The sequence below is a fragment of the Aureibaculum koreense genome, assembly GCF_034296135.1.
Classification (GTDB): domain Bacteria; phylum Bacteroidota; class Bacteroidia; order Flavobacteriales; family Flavobacteriaceae; genus Aureibaculum.
Window position 1 is genome coordinate 180790 of sequence record NZ_JAXKVV010000004.1, and the last position, 26742, is coordinate 207531.

22 protein-coding genes and 1 tRNA gene are annotated in these 26742 nt (G+C 34.7%); 20 read left to right on the top strand and 3 right to left on the bottom strand.

All coding sequences use genetic code 11. The features are described 5' to 3' along the window. Positions 1-63: 63 nt before the first annotated feature. The 8 genes from glgA (at position 64) to UMM65_RS05870 (ending at position 12297) form a co-directional block, all read left to right on the top strand. The gene (glgA, locus tag UMM65_RS05835) at positions 64-1266 is read left to right on the top strand and encodes a glycogen synthase (RefSeq protein WP_321975548.1); all 1203 of its coding nucleotides are present in this window, start codon (positions 64-66) and stop codon (positions 1264-1266) included. 44 nt (positions 1267-1310) lie between these two features. After that, positions 1311-2573: a glucose-1-phosphate adenylyltransferase gene (locus UMM65_RS05840; RefSeq protein WP_415859557.1), complete on the top strand. Its 1263-nt coding sequence runs from the start codon at positions 1311-1313 to the stop codon at positions 2571-2573. 45 nt (positions 2574-2618) lie between these two features. Next, positions 2619-4550, top strand: a complete 1932-nt coding sequence (locus UMM65_RS05845; protein ID WP_321975549.1) for an alpha-1,4-glucan--maltose-1-phosphate maltosyltransferase — start codon at positions 2619-2621, stop codon at positions 4548-4550. Between the two features lie 3 nt (positions 4551-4553). Next, on the top strand, positions 4554-6179 hold the full coding sequence (locus tag UMM65_RS05850; protein ID WP_415859558.1) for a trehalose synthase: 1626 nt from the start codon (positions 4554-4556) through the stop codon (positions 6177-6179). A gap of 7 nt (positions 6180-6186) precedes the next feature. Continuing rightward, positions 6187-8097 (top strand): 1,4-alpha-glucan branching protein GlgB, encoded by a 1911-nt coding sequence (glgB, locus tag UMM65_RS05855; RefSeq protein WP_321975551.1) that lies wholly within the window; start codon positions 6187-6189, stop codon positions 8095-8097. 192 nt (positions 8098-8289) lie between these two features. Further along, on the top strand, positions 8290-10692 hold the full coding sequence (locus tag UMM65_RS05860; protein WP_321975552.1) for a glycoside hydrolase family 31 protein: 2403 nt from the start codon (positions 8290-8292) through the stop codon (positions 10690-10692). A gap of 77 nt (positions 10693-10769) precedes the next feature. After that, the gene (locus UMM65_RS05865) at positions 10770-11825 is read left to right on the top strand and encodes an NAD(P)/FAD-dependent oxidoreductase (protein ID WP_321975553.1); all 1056 of its coding nucleotides are present in this window, start codon (positions 10770-10772) and stop codon (positions 11823-11825) included. A 121-nt stretch (positions 11826-11946) separates the two neighbouring features. Further along, entirely contained in the window at positions 11947-12297 is a 351-nt protein-coding gene (locus UMM65_RS05870; protein ID WP_321975554.1) for a 2Fe-2S iron-sulfur cluster-binding protein, read from the top strand. 6 nt (positions 12298-12303) lie between these two features. Here the strand turns inward: UMM65_RS05870 and UMM65_RS05875 are convergent, their stop codons facing one another. Continuing rightward, entirely contained in the window at positions 12304-14127 is a 1824-nt protein-coding gene (locus UMM65_RS05875) for a cation:proton antiporter (RefSeq protein ID WP_321975555.1), read from the bottom strand. 156 nt (positions 14128-14283) lie between these two features. On the opposite strand from UMM65_RS05875, the gene UMM65_RS05880 reads away from it, so the two are divergent. From UMM65_RS05880 to UMM65_RS05890, 3 genes are all read left to right on the top strand, one after another. Next, positions 14284-15075, top strand: coding sequence for a hypothetical protein (locus UMM65_RS05880; protein WP_321975556.1), 792 nt, complete (start codon positions 14284-14286; stop codon positions 15073-15075). 36 nt (positions 15076-15111) lie between these two features. Then, positions 15112-15726, top strand: coding sequence for a deoxynucleoside kinase (locus tag UMM65_RS05885; RefSeq protein WP_321975557.1), 615 nt, complete (start codon positions 15112-15114; stop codon positions 15724-15726). A 70-nt stretch (positions 15727-15796) separates the two neighbouring features. Next, positions 15797-16060 carry a hypothetical protein gene (locus tag UMM65_RS05890; protein ID WP_321975558.1) on the top strand — a complete coding sequence of 88 codons (264 nt, stop codon included), beginning with the start codon at positions 15797-15799 and terminating at the stop codon, positions 16058-16060. Between the two features lie 130 nt (positions 16061-16190). On the opposite strand, the gene UMM65_RS05895 is transcribed toward UMM65_RS05890, so the two are convergent. Then, complete coding sequence (locus UMM65_RS05895) at positions 16191-16640, bottom strand: nucleoside deaminase (RefSeq protein WP_321975559.1); 450 nt, start codon at positions 16638-16640, stop codon at positions 16191-16193. Positions 16641-16715: 75 nt separating this feature from the next. Between UMM65_RS05895 and UMM65_RS05900 the strand changes: the two genes are divergently transcribed. Continuing rightward, positions 16716-18494, top strand: coding sequence for a 1-deoxy-D-xylulose-5-phosphate synthase (locus tag UMM65_RS05900; RefSeq protein WP_321975560.1), 1779 nt, complete (start codon positions 16716-16718; stop codon positions 18492-18494). Between the two features lie 58 nt (positions 18495-18552). Continuing rightward, positions 18553-19932: a DUF3078 domain-containing protein gene (locus UMM65_RS05905; RefSeq protein WP_321975561.1), complete on the top strand. Its 1380-nt coding sequence runs from the start codon at positions 18553-18555 to the stop codon at positions 19930-19932. A 174-nt stretch (positions 19933-20106) separates the two neighbouring features. Here the strand turns inward: UMM65_RS05905 and UMM65_RS05910 are convergent, their stop codons facing one another. Then, positions 20107-21444 (bottom strand): deoxyguanosinetriphosphate triphosphohydrolase, encoded by a 1338-nt coding sequence (locus tag UMM65_RS05910; protein WP_321975562.1) that lies wholly within the window; start codon positions 21442-21444, stop codon positions 20107-20109. An 81-nt stretch (positions 21445-21525) separates the two neighbouring features. On the opposite strand from UMM65_RS05910, the gene UMM65_RS05915 reads away from it, so the two are divergent. The 7 genes from UMM65_RS05915 (at position 21526) to lptC (ending at position 26672) form a co-directional block, all read left to right on the top strand. After that, positions 21526-22050, top strand: coding sequence for a methyltransferase family protein (locus UMM65_RS05915; protein WP_321975563.1), 525 nt, complete (start codon positions 21526-21528; stop codon positions 22048-22050). 68 nt (positions 22051-22118) lie between these two features. After that, positions 22119-22191 (top strand) — tRNA-Phe (locus UMM65_RS05920). 44 nt (positions 22192-22235) lie between these two features. Then, positions 22236-22517 carry a GIY-YIG nuclease family protein gene (locus tag UMM65_RS05925; protein WP_321975564.1) on the top strand — a complete coding sequence of 94 codons (282 nt, stop codon included), beginning with the start codon at positions 22236-22238 and terminating at the stop codon, positions 22515-22517. A 153-nt stretch (positions 22518-22670) separates the two neighbouring features. Beyond that, the gene (locus UMM65_RS05930) at positions 22671-23390 is read left to right on the top strand and encodes a type III pantothenate kinase (RefSeq protein WP_321975565.1); all 720 of its coding nucleotides are present in this window, start codon (positions 22671-22673) and stop codon (positions 23388-23390) included. Further along, on the top strand, positions 23387-24655 hold the full coding sequence (locus tag UMM65_RS05935) for a hypothetical protein (protein WP_321975566.1): 1269 nt from the start codon (positions 23387-23389) through the stop codon (positions 24653-24655). The genes UMM65_RS05930 and UMM65_RS05935 overlap by 4 nt, the downstream gene beginning before the upstream one ends. A 46-nt stretch (positions 24656-24701) precedes the next feature. Beyond that, positions 24702-26066, top strand: coding sequence for a hypothetical protein (locus tag UMM65_RS05940; RefSeq protein WP_321975567.1), 1365 nt, complete (start codon positions 24702-24704; stop codon positions 26064-26066). A gap of 9 nt (positions 26067-26075) precedes the next feature. Next, on the top strand, positions 26076-26672 hold the full coding sequence (lptC, locus tag UMM65_RS05945) for an LPS export ABC transporter periplasmic protein LptC (RefSeq protein WP_321975568.1): 597 nt from the start codon (positions 26076-26078) through the stop codon (positions 26670-26672). The last annotated feature ends 70 nt before the right edge of the window (positions 26673-26742 follow it).

Below are 26742 nucleotides of genomic sequence, written 5' to 3' on the forward strand. Positions count from 1 at the left end.
CGTTACTAAAAAAGTGATTCATAGGTATTCCATTATTTTACCATAACTTTAAAGAAATTATTAATGAAAGCACTTTTTTATACAAGAGAATTTCCTCCTTATGTTTATGGTGGAGCAGGTGTGCATGTTGAATATTTGGCAACCGAATTGTCCAAATTGATGGAAATAGATGTGAGGTGTTTTGGCGATCAGAACAGTGAGTCAGAAAATTTAACTGTAAAAGGCTTTCCCTATGATAATCCTGTTTTTGACAAAACAAATGATAAACTTCAAGCAGTTTTAAAAACATTAAGCACAGGTATCCATATGAATGCCGATGATATTGATGCCGATGTGGTACATTGTCATACTTGGTACGCTCATTTTGCGGGAATTGTTGCAAAATTGTGCTATGGTATTCCTTTAGTGATAACTACACATTCTTTGGAGCCTCTACGACCTTGGAAAAGGGAACAGTTGGGGCGTGGCTACGATGCTTCGTCATGGATAGAAAAAACAGCAATTGAAATGGCAGATGCTCTTATCGCGGTATCCAAAGAAACCAAAGAAGATGTTTTAAAGTATTTTGATGTTGATGAGGATAAAGTAAAGGTTATATATAATGGTATAAACTTACAAGAATATGTGGTTACACAAGACACCTCTACATTGGACGAATACGGTATAGACAAATCAAAACCTTATGTTCTTTTTGTAGGTAGGATTACCCGGCAAAAAGGAATAATACATTTGGTAAATGCCATAAAGTATATAGATAAGAATACCCAAATTGTTTTATGTGCCGGTGCACCGGACACGCCCGAAATTGCCAAAGAAATGGAAGATAGCGTGAATGAAGTTAAAAAAACACGTGATAATATCATTTGGATCGATAAAATGGTAACCAAAAAAGAAGTGATTCAACTTTATTCACATGCAGATGTGTTTTGCTGTCCGTCAATTTATGAACCATTTGGTATTATCAATATTGAAGCCATGGCTTGTGAAACAGCCGTAGTGGCAAGTGCGGTTGGAGGCATTAAGGAGGTTGTAGTTCATGGTGAAACGGGCTTATTAATTCCGTTAGAACAGCAAAAAGAAGCTCCTTTTGAACCTGTAAACCCCGACAAATTTTCTAGGGATTTGGCAGATGGAGTAAATAAATTAATAAACGACAAGGAGTTAACAAAAAAAATGGCAAAAAAAGGAAGGGCAAGGGTAGAACAGACTTTTGATTGGATAGCCATTGCCAAACAAGTAGAACAGTTGTATAAGTCCTTGGTATAGGATTACGGCAATAAAAAATTTATAGAACCCATAAAAGAAGTATTATGAGCAACAATGTATTAGGTATTATTTTAGGTGGTGGTCAAGGAACAAGGCTTTACCCATTAACGGAATCAAGGTCAAAACCAGCAGTACCCATAGCGGGAAAATACAGATTGGTAGATATTCCCATCTCCAATTGTATAAATAGTGATATCAAGAGAATGTATGTATTAACACAGTTTAATTCGGCATCATTAAATAGACATATAAAAAATACCTACCATTTTAGCTTTTTTAGTTCCGCTTTTGTTGATGTACTGGCTGCAGAACAAACCATACAAAGCAAATCATGGTTTCAAGGTACTGCAGATGCCGTGAGACAGAGCATGCACCACTTTTTACGACATGATTTTGAATATGCCCTGATATTGTCCGGTGACCAACTCTACCAAATGGATTATAATTTAATGCTTGAAGAACATATTAAAAGCGAAGCTGAAATATCAATTGCCACTATTCCCGTAAATGCAAACGATGCAACTTCGTTCGGAATTTTAAAGTCAGATGATAAAAATATAATAACCTCTTTTATTGAAAAACCCGATGCCGAACTTTTGCCTGATTGGACTTCGGAAGTGAGTAATGAGATGAAAAACGAAGGCAGAAATTACCTGGCTTCCATGGGTATTTATATCTTTAATAGACAATTATTAATAGATTTAATGAGCAATCCGGACACCAACGATTTTGGTAAAGAGATTATCCCAGGAGCTATTCACGATCATAAAACATTAAGTTATCAATTTGAAGGCTACTGGACCGACATAGGTAATATTGATTCCTTTTTTGAAGCCAACTTAGGGTTAACGGATGATATTCCTAAATTCAACCTTTATGATACGGATCAAAGAGTATATACAAGAGCTAGAATATTACCAACTTCAAAAGTGTCCGGCACCGTGCTAGATAAAGCGGTGGTAGCAGAAGGGTGTATTATACATGCCGCTAAAATTGAAAGCTCGGTAATTGGTATCAGATCTAGAATAGGCAAGGAATCAACCGTTATCAACACCTACATGATGGGATGCGACTATTACGAATCTTTAGAAGAAATCAACAAAAAAAAGACCCCTATTTTAATGGGTATTGGCGAAAGATGCTTTATAAAAAATGCCATTATCGATAAAAATTGCCGTATAGGTGACGACGTAAGAATTAATGGAGGCAAACATCTTGAAGATAAGGAAACAGATCAATACGTTATTAAAGAGGGCATTGTGGTTATTAAAAAACATGCCGTAATTCCCAAAGGATATGTAATTTAACCGAATTAATTATTTTTGCTTTCCTACATAAATAACCAATCTAATATGCTAAACCAAAAAAGAGTACTAATAGACTATGTTTCGCCGAGTGTAAATTGTGGAAAATATTACATTAAACGTGTTGTAAATGAGATTGTTAACGTAAACGCACATGTATTTGCGGATGGACACGATATAATTGCCGCATCAGTTTTATATAAACATGAAGATGACAAAAGTTGGAGCGAAACCCGAATGAACCTTTCGGGAAATGACGAGTGGCACACATCGTTTACGGTAAAAAAACAAGGTTACTATACCTATAAAGTAGAAGCATGGGTAGATTATGCTCTCAATTGGCAACACGGAATCATCAGAAAGATACAAGATGGCCAGCACGTAAAATCGGAATTGTTGGAGGGAATTGAATTTGCGAAGGAAATTGGCAAGAAAGCAGGTTCTAAAGAAAAAGAATACCTTAAACATTTACAAAAAATATTTAAAAACGAATCTAGTTATGATGAAGCCATAAAGGAAGCAAGTAGCAATAAACTTCATGCCATTTTTGAAAAAAATCCGCAAAAAATATTAGCGAATACCTCTAAAGATTATCAAGTTTATGTGGATAGACCAAAAGCTAGATTTAGTACTTGGTACGAATTTTTCCCACGTTCGGCATCTGAACACCAGGGAAAACACGGTACTTTTAGAGACTGTGAACGTTTGTTGCCCAGAATAGCAAATATGGGCTTTGACACCCTCTATTTACCACCTATCCATCCTATCGGAGAGGTGAACAGAAAAGGGAAAAACAATACAACCACCGCCCTTGAAGGTGATGTGGGTTCAACTTGGGGCGTAGGTTCTAAATTGGGGGGGCATAAAGATATTCATCCTGACTTGGGAACTTTAAAAGATTTTAAGGCACTAATACAAAAAGCGAAAGTCCATAATATTGAAATTGCCATGGACTATGCCTTACAGGCTGCTCCTGATCACCCCTGGGTAAAAAAACATCCGCAATGGTTCAAATGGCGACCCGACGGAACGGTTCAGTATGCTGAAAATCCACCAAAAAAGTACCAAGATATATTGCCTATCTATTGGGAAAACGACGATTATGAAAACTTGTGGAAAGCTTGTTTGGACATTTTACTTTATTGGATAGATTGTGGTATTAACATTTTTAGGGTTGATAATCCACATACAAAACCGTTCTATTTTTGGAATTGGATAATTACCGAGGTTAAGGCAAAACACCCTGATGTTATCTTTTTGGCAGAGGCATTTACCGCTCCAAAAGTAATGCAGCAATTGGGAAAACAAGGATATACCCAATCGTACACCTATTTTACTTGGCGGGACAACAAGCACGAAATTATAGAATATTTAGAAGAACTTACCCAAACTGAGCAGAAAGAATATATGCGGCCCAACTTTTGGCCTAATACTCCCGATATTAATCCCTATCACCTGCAAGGTGTTAATGAATCTAAATTCATTCAACGTTATGTTTTGGCAGCTATGTTGAGTTCAAATATTGGTATTTATGGTCCGGTTTTCGAATATATGATTAGTGATGCTATTCCCGGTAAGGAAGAATATTTGAATTCGGAAAAATTTCAGATAACGCATTACAATTGGTCCTTCGAGAATAAATTGACCGCGGTTATTACAAGAATAAACCAATTAAGACACAAACATCCCGCTTTACAGCAAACTAATAATATTAAATTCTGTAACATTACCAATGACCATCTTCTCGCTTTTTATAAATGGAACGATGATAAGACCGATGAACTTTTAATCATCATAAGCCTAGATCATTACTATTCTCAACAAGGTTCAATACAATTGCCTTTACAAGATTTACAAGCACCAAATGGTATTCAAGTTTACGATTTGTTTACGGGCAATAGCTATAATTGGAATGCCGAGTGGAACTTTGTTGAATTGCATACTGCGTTGCCATTTCATATATTTAAAGTAATTAAATAAATGATGGCAAAATCCGCTAATAACACCTTAGAACCTCCTTATATTTTCAACGAAACTTGGGAAGAATTGTTGGATAATAAAGAGTTTGTAAATATTTTTCTTTCTGAGGTTTTAGAGGATTATATCATAAAACAACGCTGGTACGGTGGCAAAGCCAGCAAATTAAAATATATAGAGCTTTCTGAATATTTTAAGATTCAGCAACATGCAGAAGTCTATTACGGTCTTATTTTGGAAATAGATTTTGAAGAAGCTTTTTACCAGCATTATTTTTTGCCCATAGCATTTGTTACCGATAAAAGTTTTGCCGAAAAAGCCAGAATATTGCCAATTACCATAGGTGGTAAAGAAGGATTTATTATAGATGCCATAAACCTTGAATCGTTCAGGAAACTGGTTTTTGAGCGTATTTTAACTGCAGTACCCGTAGATAGAACCAGGGTACAATACCATAAAAGTGATCTGTTTAATAATGTGACCTATGAATCTTCAAAATTTATGGGGCTTGAACAGAGCAATACTTCAATCATTTACAATGACAAATTTGTACTAAAATTCTTTAGAAGGATATACGCGGATAAAAATCCCGATTATGAAATGAGTCGGTTTTTATCGGAAAAAAAAGAATTTAAAAATACCCCAACATATTTGGGCGGAATTAATATTGTAGATCATGAAAATGAGTACATTACCATTGCTTTAATGCAGGAATTGGTTCCCAATCAAGGCGATGCTTGGAAATATATGTTAACTGAACTACATAAAGTATTCTCTAATTTAGAGTATAAAAAAATTGAAGTCAATACTTTGCCGAATTTAGCTTTATTTGAAAGACTTAAAATTCAAGATGTACCGGCACAAATTATCGATTGGGCCGGGTTAAGTTTGTTTCTAAAAATTCAAACCATGGCTAAAAGAACTGCGGAAATGCACGCCGCATTGGGTTCTGAATTTGAAGACACCGCGTTTACGCCTACACATTTTAACAATGATTATACGGTCTGGTTAAAAAATAGGTTGCTTTACCAGTTTCAAAACAGGATAAGTTTGGTAGAAAATAACATGCTTAAATTGGAAGGCATGGCATTGGATTTGGCAAAAGAGTTTTTAGATAAAAAAAATGAAATCAGAAAACGATTTGTTAAATTTGACTGGACCAAATTAAAAGGCGAACGCATACGTGTGCACGGCGATTACCATTTGGGGCAAGTTTTAGTGCAAGATAATGATTTTTGCATTTTAGATTTTGAGGGCGAACCCGAAAGCACAATTAGGGACAGAAAAGTAAAACAACCGCCTTTAAAGGATGTTGCCGGACTTTTCAGATCGTTTCACTATGCTATTTATGCTACTATTTTTAATAATGGCGAACAGTACAAATTCTCTAAAGAAACTCTTTTTGAAACCGGGGAATTGCTTTACCATTACCTGATAGCCGTTTTTTTAGAAACCTATATTACAGAAACACAAAAAGAAAATTTGAATATTGGCTATCATCAAGAACGTATTTTTATGTTAGAATACTGTTTATTGGAAAAAGCTGTTTATGAATTGGGCTATGAACTTAATTCTCGTCCACGATGGGCAATTATCCCATTAAAAGGGATTTTAAATATAATTAATCATTAAAAAAAAGATGACAAAAGTAAAAACATTTAGTCTGTTTACAGAATTTGATATCAACTTATTTAAAGCGGGCAAACACTTTAAACTTTACGAAAAATTCGGTTCGCATATCACAACTGTTAATGGTGAAAAAGGCACCTATTTCGCGGTTTGGGCACCATCGGCAAAAGCGGTTTCTGTAATAGGTGATTTTAACTACTGGATGGAAGGCGAACATAAACTAAATGTACGTTGGGATGCTTCGGGTATTTGGGAAGGTTTTATACCCAATGTTGGTAAGGGCAACCTATATAAATATAAGATTCAAAGTAACCATAATGATGTTAAGACCGAAAAGGCAGATCCGTATGCAAAACGTTGCGAACATCCGCCAAATACGGCTTCCATTGTCTGGGATATTGAAGATTATAAATGGAAAGACAAAAAATGGATGGGTTACCGAAAAGATAAAAATGGATTGGACAAACCCTATTCCGTTTACGAAGTACATTTGGATTCTTGGATGAAATCTAAGGATAATGAGCGATTGACTTATAAAGAACTCGCTAAAAAATTAGTTTCTTATGTGAAAGAAATGAATTTTACGCATATTGAGTTTATGCCCATAATGGAATATCCTTATGACCCTTCTTGGGGCTATCAATTAACAGGCTATTTCGCTCCTACCTCTCGTTTCGGAACACCACAAGAGTTTATGGCTCTGGTAGATGAATTTCATCAAAACGACATCGGTGTAATTTTAGATTGGGTGCCCTCGCATTTCCCTTCAGATGACCATGGTTTGGGCTTTTTTGACGGATCGCATTTGTACGAACATCCCGATAGAAGAAAAGGATACCATCAAGACTGGAAAAGCTTGATTTTTAATTATGAGCGTAACGAAGTCCGTTCGTTTTTAATTAGTAATGCCCTATTTTGGTTTGAAAAATACCATGCAGATTGTTTGCGTGTGGATGCCGTGGCGTCTATGTTATATTTGGATTATTCTCGCGAAGATGGCGAGTGGGAACCAAATATTTATGGTGAAAGAGAGAATTTGGCCGCCGTATCATTATTAAAAGAATTTAACCAAGCAGTACAAGATAATTTTGATGGCGTTACCACTATTGCCGAAGAATCAACCGCTTTTCCCGGTGTTACCAGGGCGGTCGAATATGGGGGATTGGGCTTTGGCATGAAATGGATGATGGGCTGGATGCACGATACGTTGGATTATTTTGGAAAAGACCCAATTTATAGAAAATTCCATCAAAACGATATTACATTTAGTTTGGCTTACGCATTTTCAGAAAATTTTATGTTACCATTATCTCACGATGAGGTGGTTTATGGTAAAAATTCCATCATTGGAAGAATGCCAGGTGATGAGTGGCAACGTTTTGCTAATCTAAGATTGCTGTATGGTTATATGTTTACACATCCTGGTACAAATTTAGTATTTATGGGAGGTGAATTTGGACAGTATGATGAATGGAATTTTCAAACAAGTTTACAGTGGAATTTATTAGAATTTGAACCGCATAAAAAAATGCAAGAATTCTTTAAAGACTTAAACCAATTCTATAAAGACACCCCTTCATTATACGAAAAAGCCTTTAGTCACGAAGGTTTTGAGTGGATAAGCCTTGATGATAGTCAAAATTCCGTACTAGCTTATATGCGTAAAGGACATGACGCGGATAATGATACGGTTGTGGTGTGTAATTTTACACCTAAAACTATTGATAAATATAATATAGGCTTACCACGAAAAGGAAAAATAAAAGAAATATTTAGTAGTGATGCCAAAAAATATGGTGGTAGCGGATTTTCAAACACCAAACAAATCACCTTAAAAAAGGTAACAACCCATAATAAACCTTATACCGCAACCATTGGTATTCCGCCTTTGGGGGTTGCCGTTTTTAAAATGCTTAAATGATATGGCTGTGTTTGGGGATGGTGCATTCCACCGTCCCTAACAACCATTGCAACGTCCTGCTCAAAGAAAATCATATAATTTTTACAGATCAATACATTATTCCTAATGTAATACCCCCATTTTTAACTATTTCACACCTGTTTAGGGATTAAATTTTATTATTTTTGCCAACTATTTTACAATACCCAATATATGATTACAAATACAGAGTTAGAATTAAAAGGAAATCAGTTTCCTTCCGATATAATTGCCTACGAAAAGAATATTGATACCATTAATTTTTACACCTCTAACGGTGTAACTTTAAGGGTTACTATTTTAAGGGATAGTGTAATCAGGTTCAGATACAGCACCACAGGCAATTTTGATAAAGATTTTTCTTATGCCATTACTAAATATGCCAACAGCGGTTATGATATCTTAGAAGTTGACGAGGCCGATGATGAATATCAAATTACGACTGAAAAATTGATTTGTATTATCAATAAAAAAGACGCTAAAATCTCTTTATTTGATGCAAAAGACAAAAAACTGATTCATCAAGATGAAATTGGTTTTCATTGGGAAGAGAGTTATGAATACGGTGGTAATATTGTAAAAATGAGTAAGGAATCCCGTAAAGGCGAAAGCTATTACGGACTTGGCGATAAACCTACACATTTAAATTTAAAAGGTAAGCGTTTCCAAAATTGGGTAACCGATTCTTATGCCTATGGTAAGGATACTGATCCTATCTACAAAGCAATTCCTTTTTTTACCGGGCTGCACGAAGAAAAATGTTATGGTATTTTCTTTGACAATACATTTAGATCGTATTTTGATTTTGCACATGAGCGTAAAGACGTAATGAGTTTTTGGGCACAAGGTGGCGAAATGAACTATTACTTTATTTATGGTCCGGAAATGAACGATGTTATTGCCAATTATACCGATTTAACCGGCAAACCGCATCAAATGCCCCCATTATGGTCTTTAGGTTTTCATCAATGTAAATGGAGTTATTATCCCGAAAGCAAAGTAAAAGAGGTAACCGATAAATTTAGAGAACTACAAATACCTTGTGATGCCATTTATCTTGATATTGATTATATGGACGGTTTTAGGTGTTTTACTTGGAACAAAGAATATTTTCCAGACCCTAAAAAGATGGTTAAAGAACTGGCTGATGACGGATTTAAAACCGTTGCCATCATTGATCCGGGAATTAAAATTGATATGGAATATGACGTTTTTAAGGAAGGTTTAGAAAAAGATTATTTCTGTAAACGTGCAGATGGACCTTATATGAAAGGTAAAGTATGGCCCGGACAATGTTATTTTCCAGATTTTACCAACCCAGAAGTTAGAGAATGGTGGGCAGGTCTATTTAAAGAATTAATATCAGAAATCGGTGTAAGGGGCGTTTGGAACGACATGAACGAACCTGCGGTAATGGAAGTGCCAAACAAAACTTTCCCCGATGATGTGAGACATGATTATGATGGAAACCCTTGTAGCCACAGAAAGGCACATAATATTTACGGAATGCAAATGGCAAGAGCTACGTATCATGGCTTAAAACGGACTGCATTCCCAAAAAGACCTTTTGTAATTACAAGAGCGGCCTATTCGGGCACGCAACGTTACTGTAGCACATGGACAGGCGATAATGTTGCCTCTTGGGAGCATTTATGGATTGCCAATGTTCAAGCTCAACGTATGGCAATGTCGGGCTTTTCCTTTGCTGGAAGCGATATTGGTGGATTTGCAGAACAGCCAGATGGAGAATTATTTGCCAGATGGATCCAATTAGGTATTTTTCATCCTTTTTGTAGGGTACATTCTTCTGGAGACCATGGCGAGCAAGAACCTTGGGCTTTTGGTGATGAAGTAACCGATATTGTTCGGAAATTTATTGAAATTCGTTATCAATTATTACCTTATTTATATACCGCTTTTTGGCAATATTTTACGGATGGAACGCCTATTTTAAAATCGCTCGTAATGTACGATCAAGCTGATATTCAAACACATTTTAGAACCGACGAATTCATCTTTGGTGATAAAATATTGGTTTGTCCTATTATTGAGCCTAATTCTAAAGGAAGAAGAATGTACATTCCCAATGGAGATTGGTTTAATATGTGGGATGACGAATTGGTTTCTGGAGGTAAAGAATTATGGATAAATAGCGACCTCGATTCTATGCCTATTTTTATAAAAGCGGGTGCTATAATTCCGAAATACCCAGTACAACAGTTTGTGGAAGAAAAGGTTATTGAAGAAGTTACCCTAGATGTTTATTACAAACTAGGTAAGGAAAAATCGTTCCTATTTGATGATGCCCACGACGGTTATGATTATACCAAAGGGAAATACAGTTATAGATCTTTTAAACTTAATGGAAAAGAAGAGGAACTTATTATTCAACAACATAAAACAGGCAGGTATCAAGCTGGTTATAAGACGTTTAAAATAAAATTACACGGATTACCTTTTAAAATTTCTAAAATTCAAGTCGATAATGTGGAAATTGATTTTAAAAAGGCAAAAGTGAACGGAGACAATACTCTAATTATTGACAAAGACTTTAACGAGTTGCATATAATAGGATAGACAAACCATGGCAATGTGATATTTATCACATTCCATTTAATATTTAGTCTTTATTTTTGCAAAAAATTTGAACTAAAATGATTAAAACAGATATTCTAATCATAGGAGCGGGTCCAGTTGGTCTTTTTACCGTTTTTGAAGCAGGTTTGTTAAAAATGCGTTGCCATTTAATTGATGCACTTCCAATTCCTGGAGGACAATTGGCAGAAATTTACCCTAAAAAACCTATTTATGATATTCCAGGCTACCCTTCTGTTTTAGCTGGCGAGTTAATCACAAATTTAGAAGAACAAATTGCCCCTTTTCAACCAACCTACACGTTAGGCGAACGTGCAGAAACCATTGAAAAACTAGAGGATGGAAGCTTTGTCGTTACCACAAATAAAGGCACAAAACACAACGCACACGTTGTTGCCATTGCCGGAGGTTTAGGTTCTTTTGAGCCGAGAAAACCACCTATCAAAGAAATTGTAGATTATGAAGATAAAGGGGTTGAATATATTATTAGAGAACCCAATTTTTATAAGGATAAAAAGATAATCATAGCTGGTGGTGGAGATTCTGCTTTAGACTGGTCTATCTTTTTGACCGACCTTGCCAAAGAAGTAACATTAGTACATCGAAGAACCGAATTTAGAGGAGCTTTAGATTCCGTTGAAAAAGTTAAAGAATTGGTTAAAAAAGGAAAAATCAATCTATTGACCGAGTCGGAAGTTATTGAAATTCATGGAAAGAACAAGCTAGAAGCAGTTACGGTCAGACATTTATCCGAAGGAAATAAAAATATTGAAGTTGACCATTTTATTCCACTTTTCGGATTGTCGCCAAAGTTGGGGCCAATAGCAAACTGGGGATTGAACATAGAAAAAAATGCCATTGTGGTTGATAATGCTACGGATTACAGTACGAACATTCCCGGTATTTTTGCCATTGGAGATGTAAATACCTATCCTGGTAAGTTAAAATTAATCCTTTGTGGATTTCATGAAGCGACGATTATGGTACAATCGGCCTATAAAATTGTGAACCCCGATGCCAAAAAATTGGTAATGAAATATACCACGGTTTCGGGCATAACAGGATTTGATGGTGTAAAGAAAGAACAAGAAAAAGCGGTTACTACCAAGATATAAAAAATCGTTATTGGTTCGAGTGCCACAAACCCACGAATTGTTATCGAGTATTACTTAAAATAATTTATCACCTCGAATTCCCCTCCTTCGGAGGGGTTAGGGGAGGTCATTTCAAAAAACAATGGAAGAAAACACAATAAAAGTCACCATTATAGACCGTGAGGGCAAAACCCATGAACTGGAAGCACCTACTGATATGAACATGAACGTAATGGAACTGGTAAGAGCTTATGAACTCGCCCCTGAAGGAACTATTGGTATTTGCGGCGGTATGGCAATGTGTGCTTCTTGCCAATGTTATGTACAAACACCTGAACTAGAACTTCCTGAAATGAGTGATGAGGAAGAAGATATGTTAGATCAAGCTTTTTATGTTAAAGACAATAGCCGTTTGGGTTGTCAAATTTATTTAAAAGAAGAACTGGACGGGTTAAAAGTAGAGTTGGCACCAGAGTCCGACGTAAGTGAATAACAATAATTATTCTACAATTTCTTTACCTAAATACACAAGTTTGGAACCTTCGCCTATTTTAACATTTTTGCTGTAAGATGGAATAATCTCCAAAGCACCCGCTTTGTTTTTTATAAAAATGGGTACAATATCCTTGTCTTTCTTGGTAATTTCGATCAATTTATTATAATGTTCTTTCGAGTCTAAATCAATTTCGTGTATGTTTGGATGATGTCGGGCTACTTCATTTAATGAATAGAAATCGTCTGTGTGCGAGAACAGTCCTTCTTTAGGATTACTTTGGCTATCGTGTATTTCAGTTGTCGTTACCAATCTAAAGGTACCATTTTCACCAAAAGTATCCTTAAATTTATCAATTACGTATTTATTAATGTCTGAATTAGCGGTTAATGCCATTAAATAACCCACATCATTTAACTCTATATTATCGGTTAAAGTATCAGAGTAAACGTCAGCGTTCATGGTTTCCAAACCTAATTCTTTGGCACTGTCAAGGTTAGATTGATTGCTGTCGATGAGTACAACATGTCTTCCGTTGTTCAATAAATACTGTCCGATTAAACGCGATATTTTTGAAGCCCCTACGATTAAAATTCCCTCTGACTTTGTCAAGAACACACCCACCACTTTAGCAAACATTCTAGCAGTTGTTGCATTTAATAACACCGTACCTAGCACAATCATAAATACTAAAGGCGTAATATACTCCGCACCTTCTACACCGTTTCTTAACAATTTGCTGCCAAATAAAGAAGCAATACCTGCGGCAACAATACCACGAGGACCTACCCAACTTATAAATAATTTTTCGTTGAGCTTTAACTTAGATCCGGCGGTACTTAAAAATACACCTATTGGCCGTACTACAAAAACTATAATAAGAAATAAAATAAGGGTATTCCAATTGTAAAGTAGCATTAAATCATCCATGTTCATATTGGCCGCCAGCAGTATAAAAAGTATGGAAATCAAAAGTACACTTAAAGATTCTTTGAAATACAACAACTCTTTAATATTGTCCAACTTGTTGTTACCTAAAACCATTCCCATCACCACAACCGCCAACAATCCTGATTCATGAGCAAAAAGGTCAGACTCTACATATACAAGAAGCACTGTGGAAAGTGAAACCACATTCAACAAGTAATGCGGAATTAAATTTTTATTGATGGCAAATGCTAGAGCATGTGCAAAGGTAAATCCGAAAGTTGTACCAAAAAGCAAAATTTTACCAAATTCCAGTAAGGCTGTTTTAGTAAAACCACTACCACCACCAACACTAATAAATTCAAAAACCAATACGGCAACTAGTGCACCAATGGGGTCAATTAGAATTCCTTCCCATTTTAACACTGTGGAAACATCTTTTTTTAATGGAATATTTCTTAAAATTGGTGTTATTACCGTTGGTCCGGTTACAATAATTAAACCTGAAAACAAAAAACACAGCTCCCAACTAAGATTGAACAAATAATGGGCAACGATTGCCGCACCAAAAAATGTTATGGCCGAACCTAGTGTTATTAATTTGGTAATGGATGGCCCAACAGATTTAATTTCGTTCTTTTTAAGTGTCAGCCCACCTTCAAATAAAATTACACTAATGGCCAAGGAAACAAAATAATAAAGACCTTCGCCAGGAAACAATCCTTTTTTGCCGTTCCAAACGGGTTCTATCCACTTTGAACCATCTGCTGTTATGTACTCCGCGGCAATTGGGCCAACAAGTAAACCGATTAAAATTAAAGGTAGAATAGCGGGTATTTTAAATTTCCATGCTACCCATTGTGCTAAAATACCGAGAATAATAATACCTGCTAATTCAATCATTGGTTAGTTTTTTGATTTTATAAATCGTGTAAAAATAAAAAAATGAGTAAACATTCGTCACAATTATTTCGGAAAAATAGGCATTTTTAGACACTTAATCGGTCATTTAAACATATTATAATCCGTATTTTTGTCAATATGCGATACCTTCAAATCTTGTTTATAATTTTTGTGAGCGGTTTTTCAATTGCTCAAGAAACAGATTCTATAATCAACACAAAATTTATTAATAGTGTTGTTTTAGAAGCTGACGAGTTTATTGGCATAGATGAATTTGAGAATTTATATTACTTAAAAAATAATACACTTTATAAAAAATCTGATAAAGCAATCCTATCTTACACCAATACCCACTTGGGTAAAATATCATCAGTCGATATTAAAAACCCATTAAAGATTTTACTTTTTTATAAGGATTTTAATACGGTTATTTTACTGGACAATAAACTAAATGAGTTATCAAACCGAGTTGACTTTAATGAGGCTTTATTCTCTAAAAACGTTTCTTTAGTTGCTGGCTCTTCAAATAACAATTTATGGCTGTATAGTTCTGATGATAATAAATTACATTTATATAATTATAAAACTAGTCAGATAGTTTCAGTCTCTGCCCCAATTAATTTTTATGAAAGTGATTTTGAACCTAATAGAATGTTTGCCACTTACAAAAATTGCTGGTTGATAAACGAAAACACTGTTTTGCAATATGATGAATATGGCAATTTTAAACAGCGTCTAAAACTAAAAGACATGTATTTATTAAACCTATTCAATAATAGGTATTATTGGGTTAAAGATGGAATATTATACTTTAGTGATTTAGAAAGCAGTGTGTATAAGGTAATATTTAAAAATTCAATAACTATTGAATCATTTTATGTTTTAAATGATGAAATCTTTATATTTGATGGCGAAAAGTTACTTGAATATAAAACAGTTAAAAATTAAGTATCTTTATGCACTTTTTAAACTAAAACCAACAACATGCACGTTGCCATTGCCGGAAATATTGGGGCGGGAAAAACTACCTTAACACAATTATTAGCAAAACATTATAAATGGACACCCCATTTTGAATCTGTTGAAGAAAATCCATATTTAGACGATTTTTACTCTGAAATGGAACGATGGTCTTTTAATCTTCAAATTTACTTTTTAAATAGCCGTTTCCGTCAAATATTGGAAATTCACGAAAGTGGTAAAAATATCATTCAAGACAGAACTATTTATGAAGACGCTCACATTTTCGCACCCAACCTCCACGCAATGGGGTTAATGACTAATAGAGATTTTACCAATTATTCTACACTTTTTGAATTGATGGAAAAATTGGTCTCTCCGCCCGATTTATTGATTTATTTGCGGGCAAGTATCCAAACTTTGGTGGGTCAAATTCATAGTCGTGGTAGGGAATATGAAAACTCGATTAGTATTGATTATTTGAGCAGATTAAACGAACGCTACGAAGCCTGGATAAGTACTTACACCAAAGGAAAATTATTAATTGTTGATATTGATAATTTGAATATTGTGGATAAACCAGAGGATTTAGGTGTTATTGTTGATAAAATTGATGCCCAACTGCATGGGTTATTTTAGATGTTGGAAGTGAGTCCCGTTAGCTATCAGGATTAGACTTGAGACATTTGGTATCTATAAAGATTGGCTTATGAAATTGCTTTTAAAAATTTTCTTCGTTATTTTTCTATTGGGGATGGCCGTTGGAGCTTATTTAAAATACCAGAACCATCCAAAAGGTGAAGTTGTTATAGGTCTTTCTATTTTATTTTTATCCTTTATTTTAATGCCTTTGTTTATCTATTATCGTTTTAGAAATGGTAAGTACAAAAAGTACGTGTTAGGTCCTAAAAGTAAAAATCCATTTAAGATAGAAGCCTCTCCCAAGGAGAGGGAGTCTGATTCCCAAAAATAGAATGAATTTTGAGTTCTTATTTGAAATGAAAATATGTTGTTAAAATAATTTCTATATTTTTCTCCCTTAAGGGTAAATGTCCGCCCGCGTGTCGCTAAAGCTTTGGCGGAAGCACAAGGACAAAGGGGGGCTAATTCAAATTACGTTTTTCAATAAAAAATCTTTTGACAATATCGCTACATTCGGTTTCCAAAACACCACCAATTACTTTGGTTTTTGGGTGTAATTGGGTGTTATAATGCTGATAACCACGTAGCTCGTCTTTAGCCCCAAACACTATTTTACCAATTTGAGTCCAATAACTAGCTCCAGCACACATTTGGCATGGCTCTAGCGTAACGTAAAGTGTACAATTTTTTAAATATTTACCACCTAAATAATCAGCAGCAGCAGTAAAAGCCTGCATTTCGGCATGTGCGGTAACATCGTTGAGTGTTTCTGTCAAATTATGTGCCCTGGCAATAATTTGATTTTTGATAACAATAACCGCCCCAATAGGCACTTCATTTTTATCAAAGGCAGCTTCAGCTTCTTGCAAAGCACGTTTCATAAAATAAGTATCGTCAAAAGGGTTGAGCATAGTTTGTTTTTTTGTAAAAATACGATTTCCTCTTCTAATTTTAACCATATCAATCGCAACTCGTACATTTGCATTATGTCAAGCGATTTATTAAAACATATTGACAACCCTATTGACTTACGCAAACTGCCGTCGGCTCAATTACCCCAATTGGCAAAAGAACTGCGTGAATTTATCATCAATATTGTTGCCGTAAAGGAAGGTCATTTAGGAGCCAGTTTAGGTGTGGTAGAATTGACCATTGCCTTACATTATGTTTTTGATACACCACACGATTTATTGGTTTGGGATGTGGGTCATCAAGCTTACGGACATAAAATTTTAACTGGTCGGAAAGAAATTTTTGAAACCAATCGGCAATTTGGAGGAATTTCAGGTTTTCCGAAACGTAGCGAAAGCGAATTTGATGCTTTTGGTGTTGGGCATTCTTCTACGTCTATTTCGGCGACATTGGGAATGGCAATTGCGTCTAAATTAAAAGGGGAAACTGAAAAACAACATATTGCGGTTATTGGAGATGCCAGTATAGCAAGTGGAATGGCATTTGAGGCGTTGAACCATGTTGGAGTTACAGATGCTAATATATTAATCATTTTGAACGATAACGCTATGGGCATAGACCCGAGTGTTGGAGCATTAAAGAACTATTTAACCAATATTAAAACGAACAAAAGAGTTAGAAAGCACAATATTATTGAAGCGTTTCACATTGACTATTCAGGTCCAATTGATGGACATGATTTGCCAAATTTGTTATCTGAACTAAATCGTTTAAAAACGGTAAAAGGGCCTAAATTTTTACATATTATAACCACCAAGGGCAAAGGTTTGCAAAAAGCCGAAGAAGATCAAGTAAAATACCATGCACCAGGAAAATTCAATGCAAAAACTGGAGAGCTAATTGCCAAATCTGGCTTGAGCCAGCAGCCACCAAAATATCAGGATGTCTTCGGACTGACTCTGGTTGAATTGGCTAAAAAAAATAAAAATATTGTAGGAATAACTCCCGCCATGCCCACCGGAAGTTCACTAAAGTTTATGTTGGAAGAAATCCCCGAAAGGGCTTATGACGTTGGTATTGCCGAGCAACATGCCGTAACCTTGGCAGCGGGAATGGCAACCCAAGGATTAATTCCGTTTTGCAATATTTACTCCACTTTTTTACAACGTGCTTACGATCAGGTAATTCACGATGTTGCCTTGCAAGAATTGCCTGTTATATTTTGTTTGGATAGAGCAGGATTAGTTGGCGAGGACGGTGCTACACACCATGGTGTTTTTGATTTAGCATATTTACGTTGTATCCCTAATTTAATTGTTTTTGCACCGTTGAACGAAACGGAACTAAGAAATATAATGTTCACAGCTCAATTGGGGTTAGATGCTCCAATTGCTATCCGCTATCCCCGAGGTAACGGTACAACACTTGATTGGCAAAAGCCTTTTTCCAAAATTGAAATTGGTAGAGGACAGATAATAAAAGAAGGAGCCACAATTGCCGTTTTAAGTATTGGAACTATTGGCAATAAGGTCATTGAAGCTTATGCTGATATCCCTAATATAGATGAAATTGCCCACTACAATATGCGTTTTGTTAAGCCTTTGGATGAAGATTTATTACATAAAATATTTAAAAAATTCAATCGCATTATAACAATAGAAGATGGTACTGTGGTAGGTGGATTTGGCTCTGCCGTGCTGGAATTCGCTCAACAGCATCAATATAAAAATAGAGACATTAAAATTCTAGGCATTCCCGATCGGTTTATTGAACATGGTAAAACGGACGAATTATTTAACAGTATAGATTTAACAGTTAAAGATATTAAAAAAGTGTTATCTTTGCGGACTTAATTTTCATTGAGTTTTATTCAACTAAACCGAATAATTTTATCATTTTAAAATTAGAATAGTGAAAAATAAGTTTTTCTTTTTATCAATAGTCCTTCTTTTCTCTGTAAGTACATTTGCACAAACCATAGACAGCACAAAAGTAAACGTAATAAAAACCATTAGCAATACTGATTCTTTGCGTAATTCTGGTACCGTAAAAAAGGTGCTGGATATGTTTATGTCCGATACTGTTCCTCCTGTCAAACCCAGAGATTCTATTAAAAGATTTCAGCTAAACGATACTTTAGATGTTGTTATCCATTTAGATTCCGTGGGCAATTACATGAAAATTGATTCTGTTAGAAGAATGACTCAATTGGATTCGTTAAAGATTAAAATGGAATCTTTGCTAAAGCCATTTTACACCATAGAATATGATTCTTTAACAAACGAATATACTTTTACCGAACGTTACAGAATGACGGTAAACAACCTAACCAAAGACACTACTTACATTCCTTTGCCTAAGGAAAAAAGCTATATAGCTCCAATAAAAAACCTTGTGATTGATACCTTAAAGGTGGTCAATCCGATTAAAATCGCAAAAATTGATACCACTAAATACGCTGATGATCCCGTTTGGTGGGAAAAAAGAAATAGTATTGGTCTAGATTTTAACGAAGCGGCTTTTGTCAATTGGAATGCCGGGGGTAACAATTCCGTTTCCGGACTATTTAAAGTAGACTTGGTAAGGCTTTATAAAAAATTGCACCTATTATGGAATAATGAACTGTATATGCGGTATGGGTTAAACTCGCAACAAGATAGGGAATTGCGAAAAACAGAGGATAGGTTCGAATTTAAATCTATTTTTGGTTATAGAAGGGATACCGTTTCCAATTGGTTCTACTCTATGAAATTTAACTTTAAGACCCAATTTACCAATGGGTATAAATATCCCAATACAGACAACCCGATTTCCAGGTTGTTTTCGCCGGCATATTTGTTTTTAGGTGCGGGATCGCATTACGAGATCAAACAACAAAAATTTTCGTTGTACCTGTCTCCAATAACATTAAAATCCACTTTTGTTTTTGACGATGATTTATCAAACAGCGGTGCTTTTGGTGTAACACCGGGGCAAAGATCAAGAAACGAATTTGGCTTTTTGGTAGAAAGTCTTTGGAACAAGGAGATTGTAAAAAATGTATTAATGACCAATAAACTTAGCCTGTATTCCGATTATTTAAATAATTTTGGAAATGTAGATGTAGATTGGGAACTTAACTTTACGTTTAGAATAAACAAGTTTATGAGAGCAAGTATTGGCGGGCATATGATTTATGATGATGATGTAAAGTACAAAGAAGATATAAACAACGATGGCACATTAGAAACCTTGGGAGCAAGGGTTCAACTAAAACAATTTTTGGGTATAGGTGTTATGTATAGGTTTTAAAGCAGAGAAGCCCCTCCCTAACCCTCCCCGAAGGGAAGTGAACTCATGCTGAAAGAGTAATATTTGCTTACTACGTAATTTATACGCGATCCAATTTTCTTCCCTTTGGATTAACGAGATTAAAGCACTGCTTTAATCGAAGTTATAGAGCGTAGCTCCAACTAGGATGGGCTTTTAGATTTCCACCCCTTTAATTTTTTTATACAACAAAATAGCGGCACCATCTGACATGCTTGCTATAAAACTGCACACGGTTAAAATCCTTGTGTATAGATCAGTATCGAGGTTTTGATATTTTTCTGGCAATAATTCCAGTACCAGCCCATCGTAACTGGAAGATTTTCCTTCGTGTTGATTATTTACAGCGGAAATAAAAACATCTAACAAATCGGCCAACACTTTATAGCCAGAAATCTCTTTTTCAATAACCTCTTTACTTCTATAAATTTTATTGATGCTTATTTTAATAATATCATTGATTTGAGCTTCATATTTGCATTTTTCCAATAAAGAAATTTCATATTTTCCCGCTAATATTTTTTCTTCGTTTTCTAAAAAAACAGCAGCAGCTTCGTTAATTAAATTTCCAATGGCCAAAGCACGTAAATAACTTATTCTATCTTGTTTTGTAGTTAATTGATGGTACTTTTCAGTATTTATAGTGTTTTTTACCAGTTTTATTAAATATTCCAATGCAAACTCTTCTTCAATCCATCCTAAATTAATACCATCTTCAAAATCGATAATAGTGTAGCATATATCATCGGCCGCTTCAACCAAAAAAGCCAGTGGATGCCTTAAAAATGAAATATCATTTTCCCTTCTTTTCTCTAATCCTAGACTTTTTGCTACATCTAAAAAAGTTTGTGTGTCAGATTGAAAAAAGCCATATTTTTTATCTACAATATTAGCTGTAGGTTTTTTGGGCAAAGACTCTTTTGGATATTTCATAAAAGCACCTAAAGTTGCGTAAGATAACCGCAACCCGCCGTCAACACCTTTCCGAGACTCCGTTAAAATCTTAAAACCGTTGGCGTTGCCCTCAAAATCGATGAGGTCTTGCCATTGTTTGTCGGACAAATCTTTCTTGTATTTTAATCCGTTGCCCGATTTAAAATATTCTCCAATGGCTTTTTCGCCACTATGCCCAAAAGGGGGGTTACCAATATCGTGTGCCAAACAAGCACTGGCCACTATGGCTCCAAAATCATTGATTTGATAGCCTAATTGCTTTAAGTTTGGGTATTTTTCCAATAAAGCTTTGCCAACTATTCTTCCCAAAGAACGGCCTACAACCGATACTTCCAAACTATGTGTTAATCTGGTATGCACAAAATCAGTTTTAGAAAGCGGTATTACCTGAGTTTTATCTTGTAAACTTCGGAAAGAATCAGAGAAAATAATACGGTCGTAATCTACCTCAAAACCAACTCTGGTTTCATTTTGAGCGTTCCGTTCTCTTGGTTTTATGTCTCCATGTTTTTTTAAAGAAAGTAGTTGTTCCCAATTCATTTTTATGATAAAATTTAATGCTGTGCAAGTTACATTTTTTAGGGGTATTTTTTATTTATAAAATTATTACCTTGGAGCTATATGAAATCAACATCAACATTTCAACAATTAAAATCAATAATTGCCCTGCCTTTTATGGTATTGGTTATCGTTCCAATTGTAATTAATTATTTTACATCGCAGCTGGATTACAGTAAAATAACAAGTTCAAATCAGATGATTTTGTACATTTTCGGATTGCTTTTACTTGCTTCAGGCATCATTTTATTTACAAAATCTATTATTCTTTTTATTAACATCGGTAAAGGAACGTTAGCTCCATGGAATCCAACAAAAAAATTAGTTGTTAAAGGTTTGTATAGATATATGAGAAACCCTATGATTGTTGGTGTTTTCATAATATTACTTGCAGAATCGTGTTTTTATAATTCTTTGTTTATTCTCATTTGGGCATTGCTCTTTATTACAATAAATCATTTTTATTTTATCTTAAAAGAAGAGCCGGATTTATTGAAACGATTTGGTGAAGAGTACAAGGAATATAAGGAAAACGTGCCAAGATGGTTGCCAAATAGAAAAGGTTGGAGACCTGAAAATTTTAAATAACTTTTTTACAGATTTGTTTTGATTAGTCTAAAATTAAAATTTATATTTGCAACCGCTTTAAAAGCAATGGTGCCTTAGCTCAGTTGGTAGAGCAATGGACTGAAAATCCATGTGTCCCTGGTTCGATCCCTGGAGGCACCACAAAAAAACCCGGACTTAGTTTGGGTTTTTTTTATTTATTAACAATGGTTCATTATTTGTATATTATATTCAGTAGTTCGGTGGATAAGTATTACATCGGCGAAACGTACGATTTAAATGTGCGTTTATCTAGGCATAATGCCCATACTTACAAAAACTCTTTTTCTAAAATAGCTTCTGACTGGGAGTACTGCTTAACAATGGAATGCCAATCAAAACAAGATGCTGTTTTTTTAGAAAAATTCATTAAAAGAATGAAAAGCAAAAAATTTATCGAAAAAGTGATTAATAAGCCCGAAATCCTAAAAGATATTCTTAAGGGCTAGTAATCCCTTTGTCCTTGGTTCTCCCGAAGCATCGGGACTGGAGGCATCACAAAAAAACCCGGACTTAGTTTGGGTTTTTTTGTTTAAAAATGACAGGTGTCACTTCATTAGCCTGACTATTATTTGTACCTTTACAGGCCTATAATTTAGCATATGAATTTAATAATTGATATTGGTAATACCAGGGCTAAAATAGCTGTCTTTAATAAAGATAATATGCTGGTGAGTTTGATTTCCGAGCATAATAATACCAATAAAAATATTGAAAAGCTAAAAAAAACATATAACATAGAAAACTGTATCTTATCATCAGTTGCTAATGTTGAGGCCGATTTAGAAGTTGATAGGTTCAACACATTTGTTAAGCTAAATCATAAAACAAAAGTTCCATTTCAAAATAAGTATAAAACACCAACAACTTTAGGGGTGGATAGAATCGCCTTGGCAAGTGGTGCAGCTAATAAATATCCTAATAAAAATGTATTGATAATTGATTCCGGAACATGTATAACCTATGATTTTATCAACACCAAAAACGAATATCTAGGTGGAGCAATTTCGCCGGGAATAGATATCAGGTATAAATCCTTAAACCAGTTTACTGCTAATCTGCCATTATTGGAACAAGCGGATTATAAATTAATTGGCACTGATACAAAAAGCTCGATCCATTCGGGGGTTTTAAACGGATTTATACAAGAAATAGATGGAGTCATTGGGCAATATCAGCGTAAATACTCAAATTTAACAGTAGTTTTAACAGGTGGAGACACAAAATTCTTGGCTAAAAAGCTAAAAAGTAGCATATTTGCCACTCCAAATTTTTTATTGGAGGGACTTAACAGCATATTGATATACAATCTAAACGAATGATCAAGAAACTTATAGGATTATCATTTATCCTTTTATCTATTCAAAGCTTCGCACAAAAAAACAATACTTCACCCTATTCTTTTTTTGGTATTGGCGAAGAAACTTCGCAAAAAACAGTTGAAGAAATGAGTATGGGGCAAATTGGCGGGGCGTTTAATAGTTCATATCAATTAACTTTTACTAACCCTGCGGCATTAGCATATTTACAATTAACCAATTATACTATTGCAGGGGAAAATAAATCGATCCAAATAAACGATGGCACTAACAAAGGTTCATCCTCAACTGCATCTTTGTCTTATTTTGGATTGGGAATACCTATGGGCACAAAAGCGGGTTTGTCTTTTGGTTTACAGCCAAATACCACTGTTGGTTATTCGTTAACGGAAGAGTTTAATAACTCTGAAGGAGAATTAACGGAAATTAATGCTTTTAACGGCAAAGGTGGTACTAACAGGGTTTTTCTAGGTTTTGGGTATCGATTGCATAAAAATTTCAGCATTGGTCTAGAAGCGGCTTATGTTTTCGGAAATATTGAAAACACATTGTTGAATAGAAGAGACGGTGTACAATTGGCAACTATGCACAAAACAAACTCTACGTTAAGTGGTTTTGCAGCTAAGGCCGGATTACAGTACAATACTAAAGTTTCAGACAAGCTGACATTGAAAAGTGGTGCTGTTTTCCATCTGAAAAACAATTTATCCAATGATGGTGATGAATTACTTTTTTCTCTGTTAAATACAAATAATGGATCAATCAGTCCCAGAGACACGCTAATTAACAGATCTTTCAATAGCGAGGTGAAAAAACCATTAAGCACAATTTTAAGTGTCGGTTTGGGTGAAGAAAATAAATGGTATGCAGGCTTAGAATATAATTTTCAGAACGCATTGGATTTTGAAGGTGGTGTACTTGCAAATAACACTAGAGTAAGCTATGATAAAATGAATAGAATTTCGGTGGGCGGCTTTTATATTCCTAAAATAAACTCACTGTCAAGTTATTGGCAAAGAATAACTTACAGAGCTGGTTTTAGCTATAAACAAACAGGTTTAATGGTAAATAATGATAAAGTTAACGATCTTGGCATGTCTTTTGGAGTAGGATTACCAATAGGCAAACAATTGTCAAATTTAAACCTTGGTTTTGAGTTTGGTAAAAGAGGAGAAACAAAAAATTCGCTTATTAAAGAAAATTATTTTAACTTTCGCCTCGGTTTAACACTGAATGATAAGTGGTTTGTTAAACAAAAAATACAATAGTTAAAGCCTTAAAAGCGGAAAGTAAGATTAATTAATACCTTTTAAAATGAAAAGAATAATTACAAATTTGGTTTTAGGCTTATTACTGGTAACAGGGGTAAGCAATGTTTATGCACAAGACAAGTATGGTGCTCAACCTGATAAATGTAAACAAAATTTATCTCTTTTTCACGAAAGTGTAAAGGCAGGTAATTACGATGGAGCCTATGATAATTGGAAGTGGTGTTACGACAACTGCCCAAAAGCCTCGATGTATATTTATGTTGACGGCTTAAAAATTGCCGAGAATATGTACGAAAAAGGTTCTGATAAAGCTGCGGCAAGTAAATTAATTGATGAAATTTATGCAAAACGGTTAGAGGTTTTTCCTAAAAATTCAGCTAAGGTTTATAGTGACTGGGCTATTTCCTTGCAAGAAAGAGGTGCTTCTGAAGATGAGATATTTAAAAAATTGGATGCTGCATTTAAAGACGACCCAACAGAAATGAGCATTAAAAACCTAGCACTTTATTTTCAGCAGGTAACCGATAGAAATAAAGATACCGATGCCCAAAAAGTATTTGATACCTATGATGATGTATTGGACGGTGTTAATGATAAAATGGACATACTAACTGAAGAGTTGGATAAATTAAATATGAAAGATTCTTTAGGTAAAACATTAACCTCTAAAGAAAAATTAAAACAAAAAAATAATGCCATTAACCTAAAAGGTTTAGGTCAAGTAGAAGTAATATTAGATCAAATTGTAAGCGATGTTGCTACATGTGATAGATTAATACCTTTATACACCAAGAGTTTTGAAGAGAATAAAAATGATCCAAAGTGGTTAAAAAGAGCAGTTCAAAGAATGTTCTCTAAAGAATGTACCGAAGACGATTTATACCCTAAACTAGTAGAGGCATGGGTTAATGCTGAACCTTCAGCTAATGCATATATTTTCTTTTCGGGAATATTAGAAAAACGAGGTGAATCTACAAAAGCATTAGAATATAAAAATAAAGCTATTGATTTAGAAACCGATCCGTTTAAAAAAGCAAAATTATTGTTAAGCATTGCATATCAATATAGAAATAAGAATAGATCTACAGCTGTAAGTTATGCTTATAAAGCATTGAAGGAAAGACCAAGCTATGGTGATGCATATTTATTAATTGCAAATATGTACAGTAACAGTGCTAATAGTTGTGGGCAAACAGAATTCGAGAAAAGAATGGTGTATGTAGCTGCGGCAAACATGGCATCTAAGGCAAAATCTGTCGATCCAGGTATTGCAACTAAAGCCAATAGGTCTATAAATGCCTATTTAAAAAATGCACCTTCAAAAAAATTGATTTTTAACGAAGGGAAAAAATCAGGAGACACTCATAGAGTTGGTTGTTGGATTGGTATGACGGTAAGAATTCCGTAAATTTGACTGATGTTAAAATCGGGTTTTCATAAAATTAAAATTTTTAGTGCTGCTATTTTTTTAGCAGCACTATTTTTTTCGTGCGGTAACGATATTAAAGAAGTGCAAGATTTTCTGGCGGAAAAGAATTTGCCTATTGGTGTGGCCCAAGATGTTTATTTAATACACACGGATTCCGGTCGGGTAAAAACAAAACTGATTACGCCCTTAATGAACGATTTTGGCAATAGAACAGAACATCCTTATCAAGAATTTCCCGAGGGGATTGAGGTAACCAATTACGACAAGTTAGGTGACTCTGTCACCTTAATTGGCAATTATGCTAAAACATATAGTAAAACTTTAATTTCTGAAGTAAAAGGCGACGTAGTGGTCATCAATCATAAAGATAAAAGCAAATTATATACAGATCAACTTTTTTGGGATCAAAATACACACTATATTTATACTGAAAAACCTTTTAGACTTTATACTAAATTAGATACCATAAAAGGTGTTGGGTTCGAATCTAACGAAGATTTAACCAAAGTAATTACGAATAATATCAGTGGTGTGGTCTATGTAAAAGAAAATAATGACGTAGCAACAGATTCAGTTGAACAATAGTTTGTTTTGAAAGCGAAAACAAAGCTCCTCCCCTTTTTTCAAGGGGAGGTGTCCAACGAAATTTATGTTA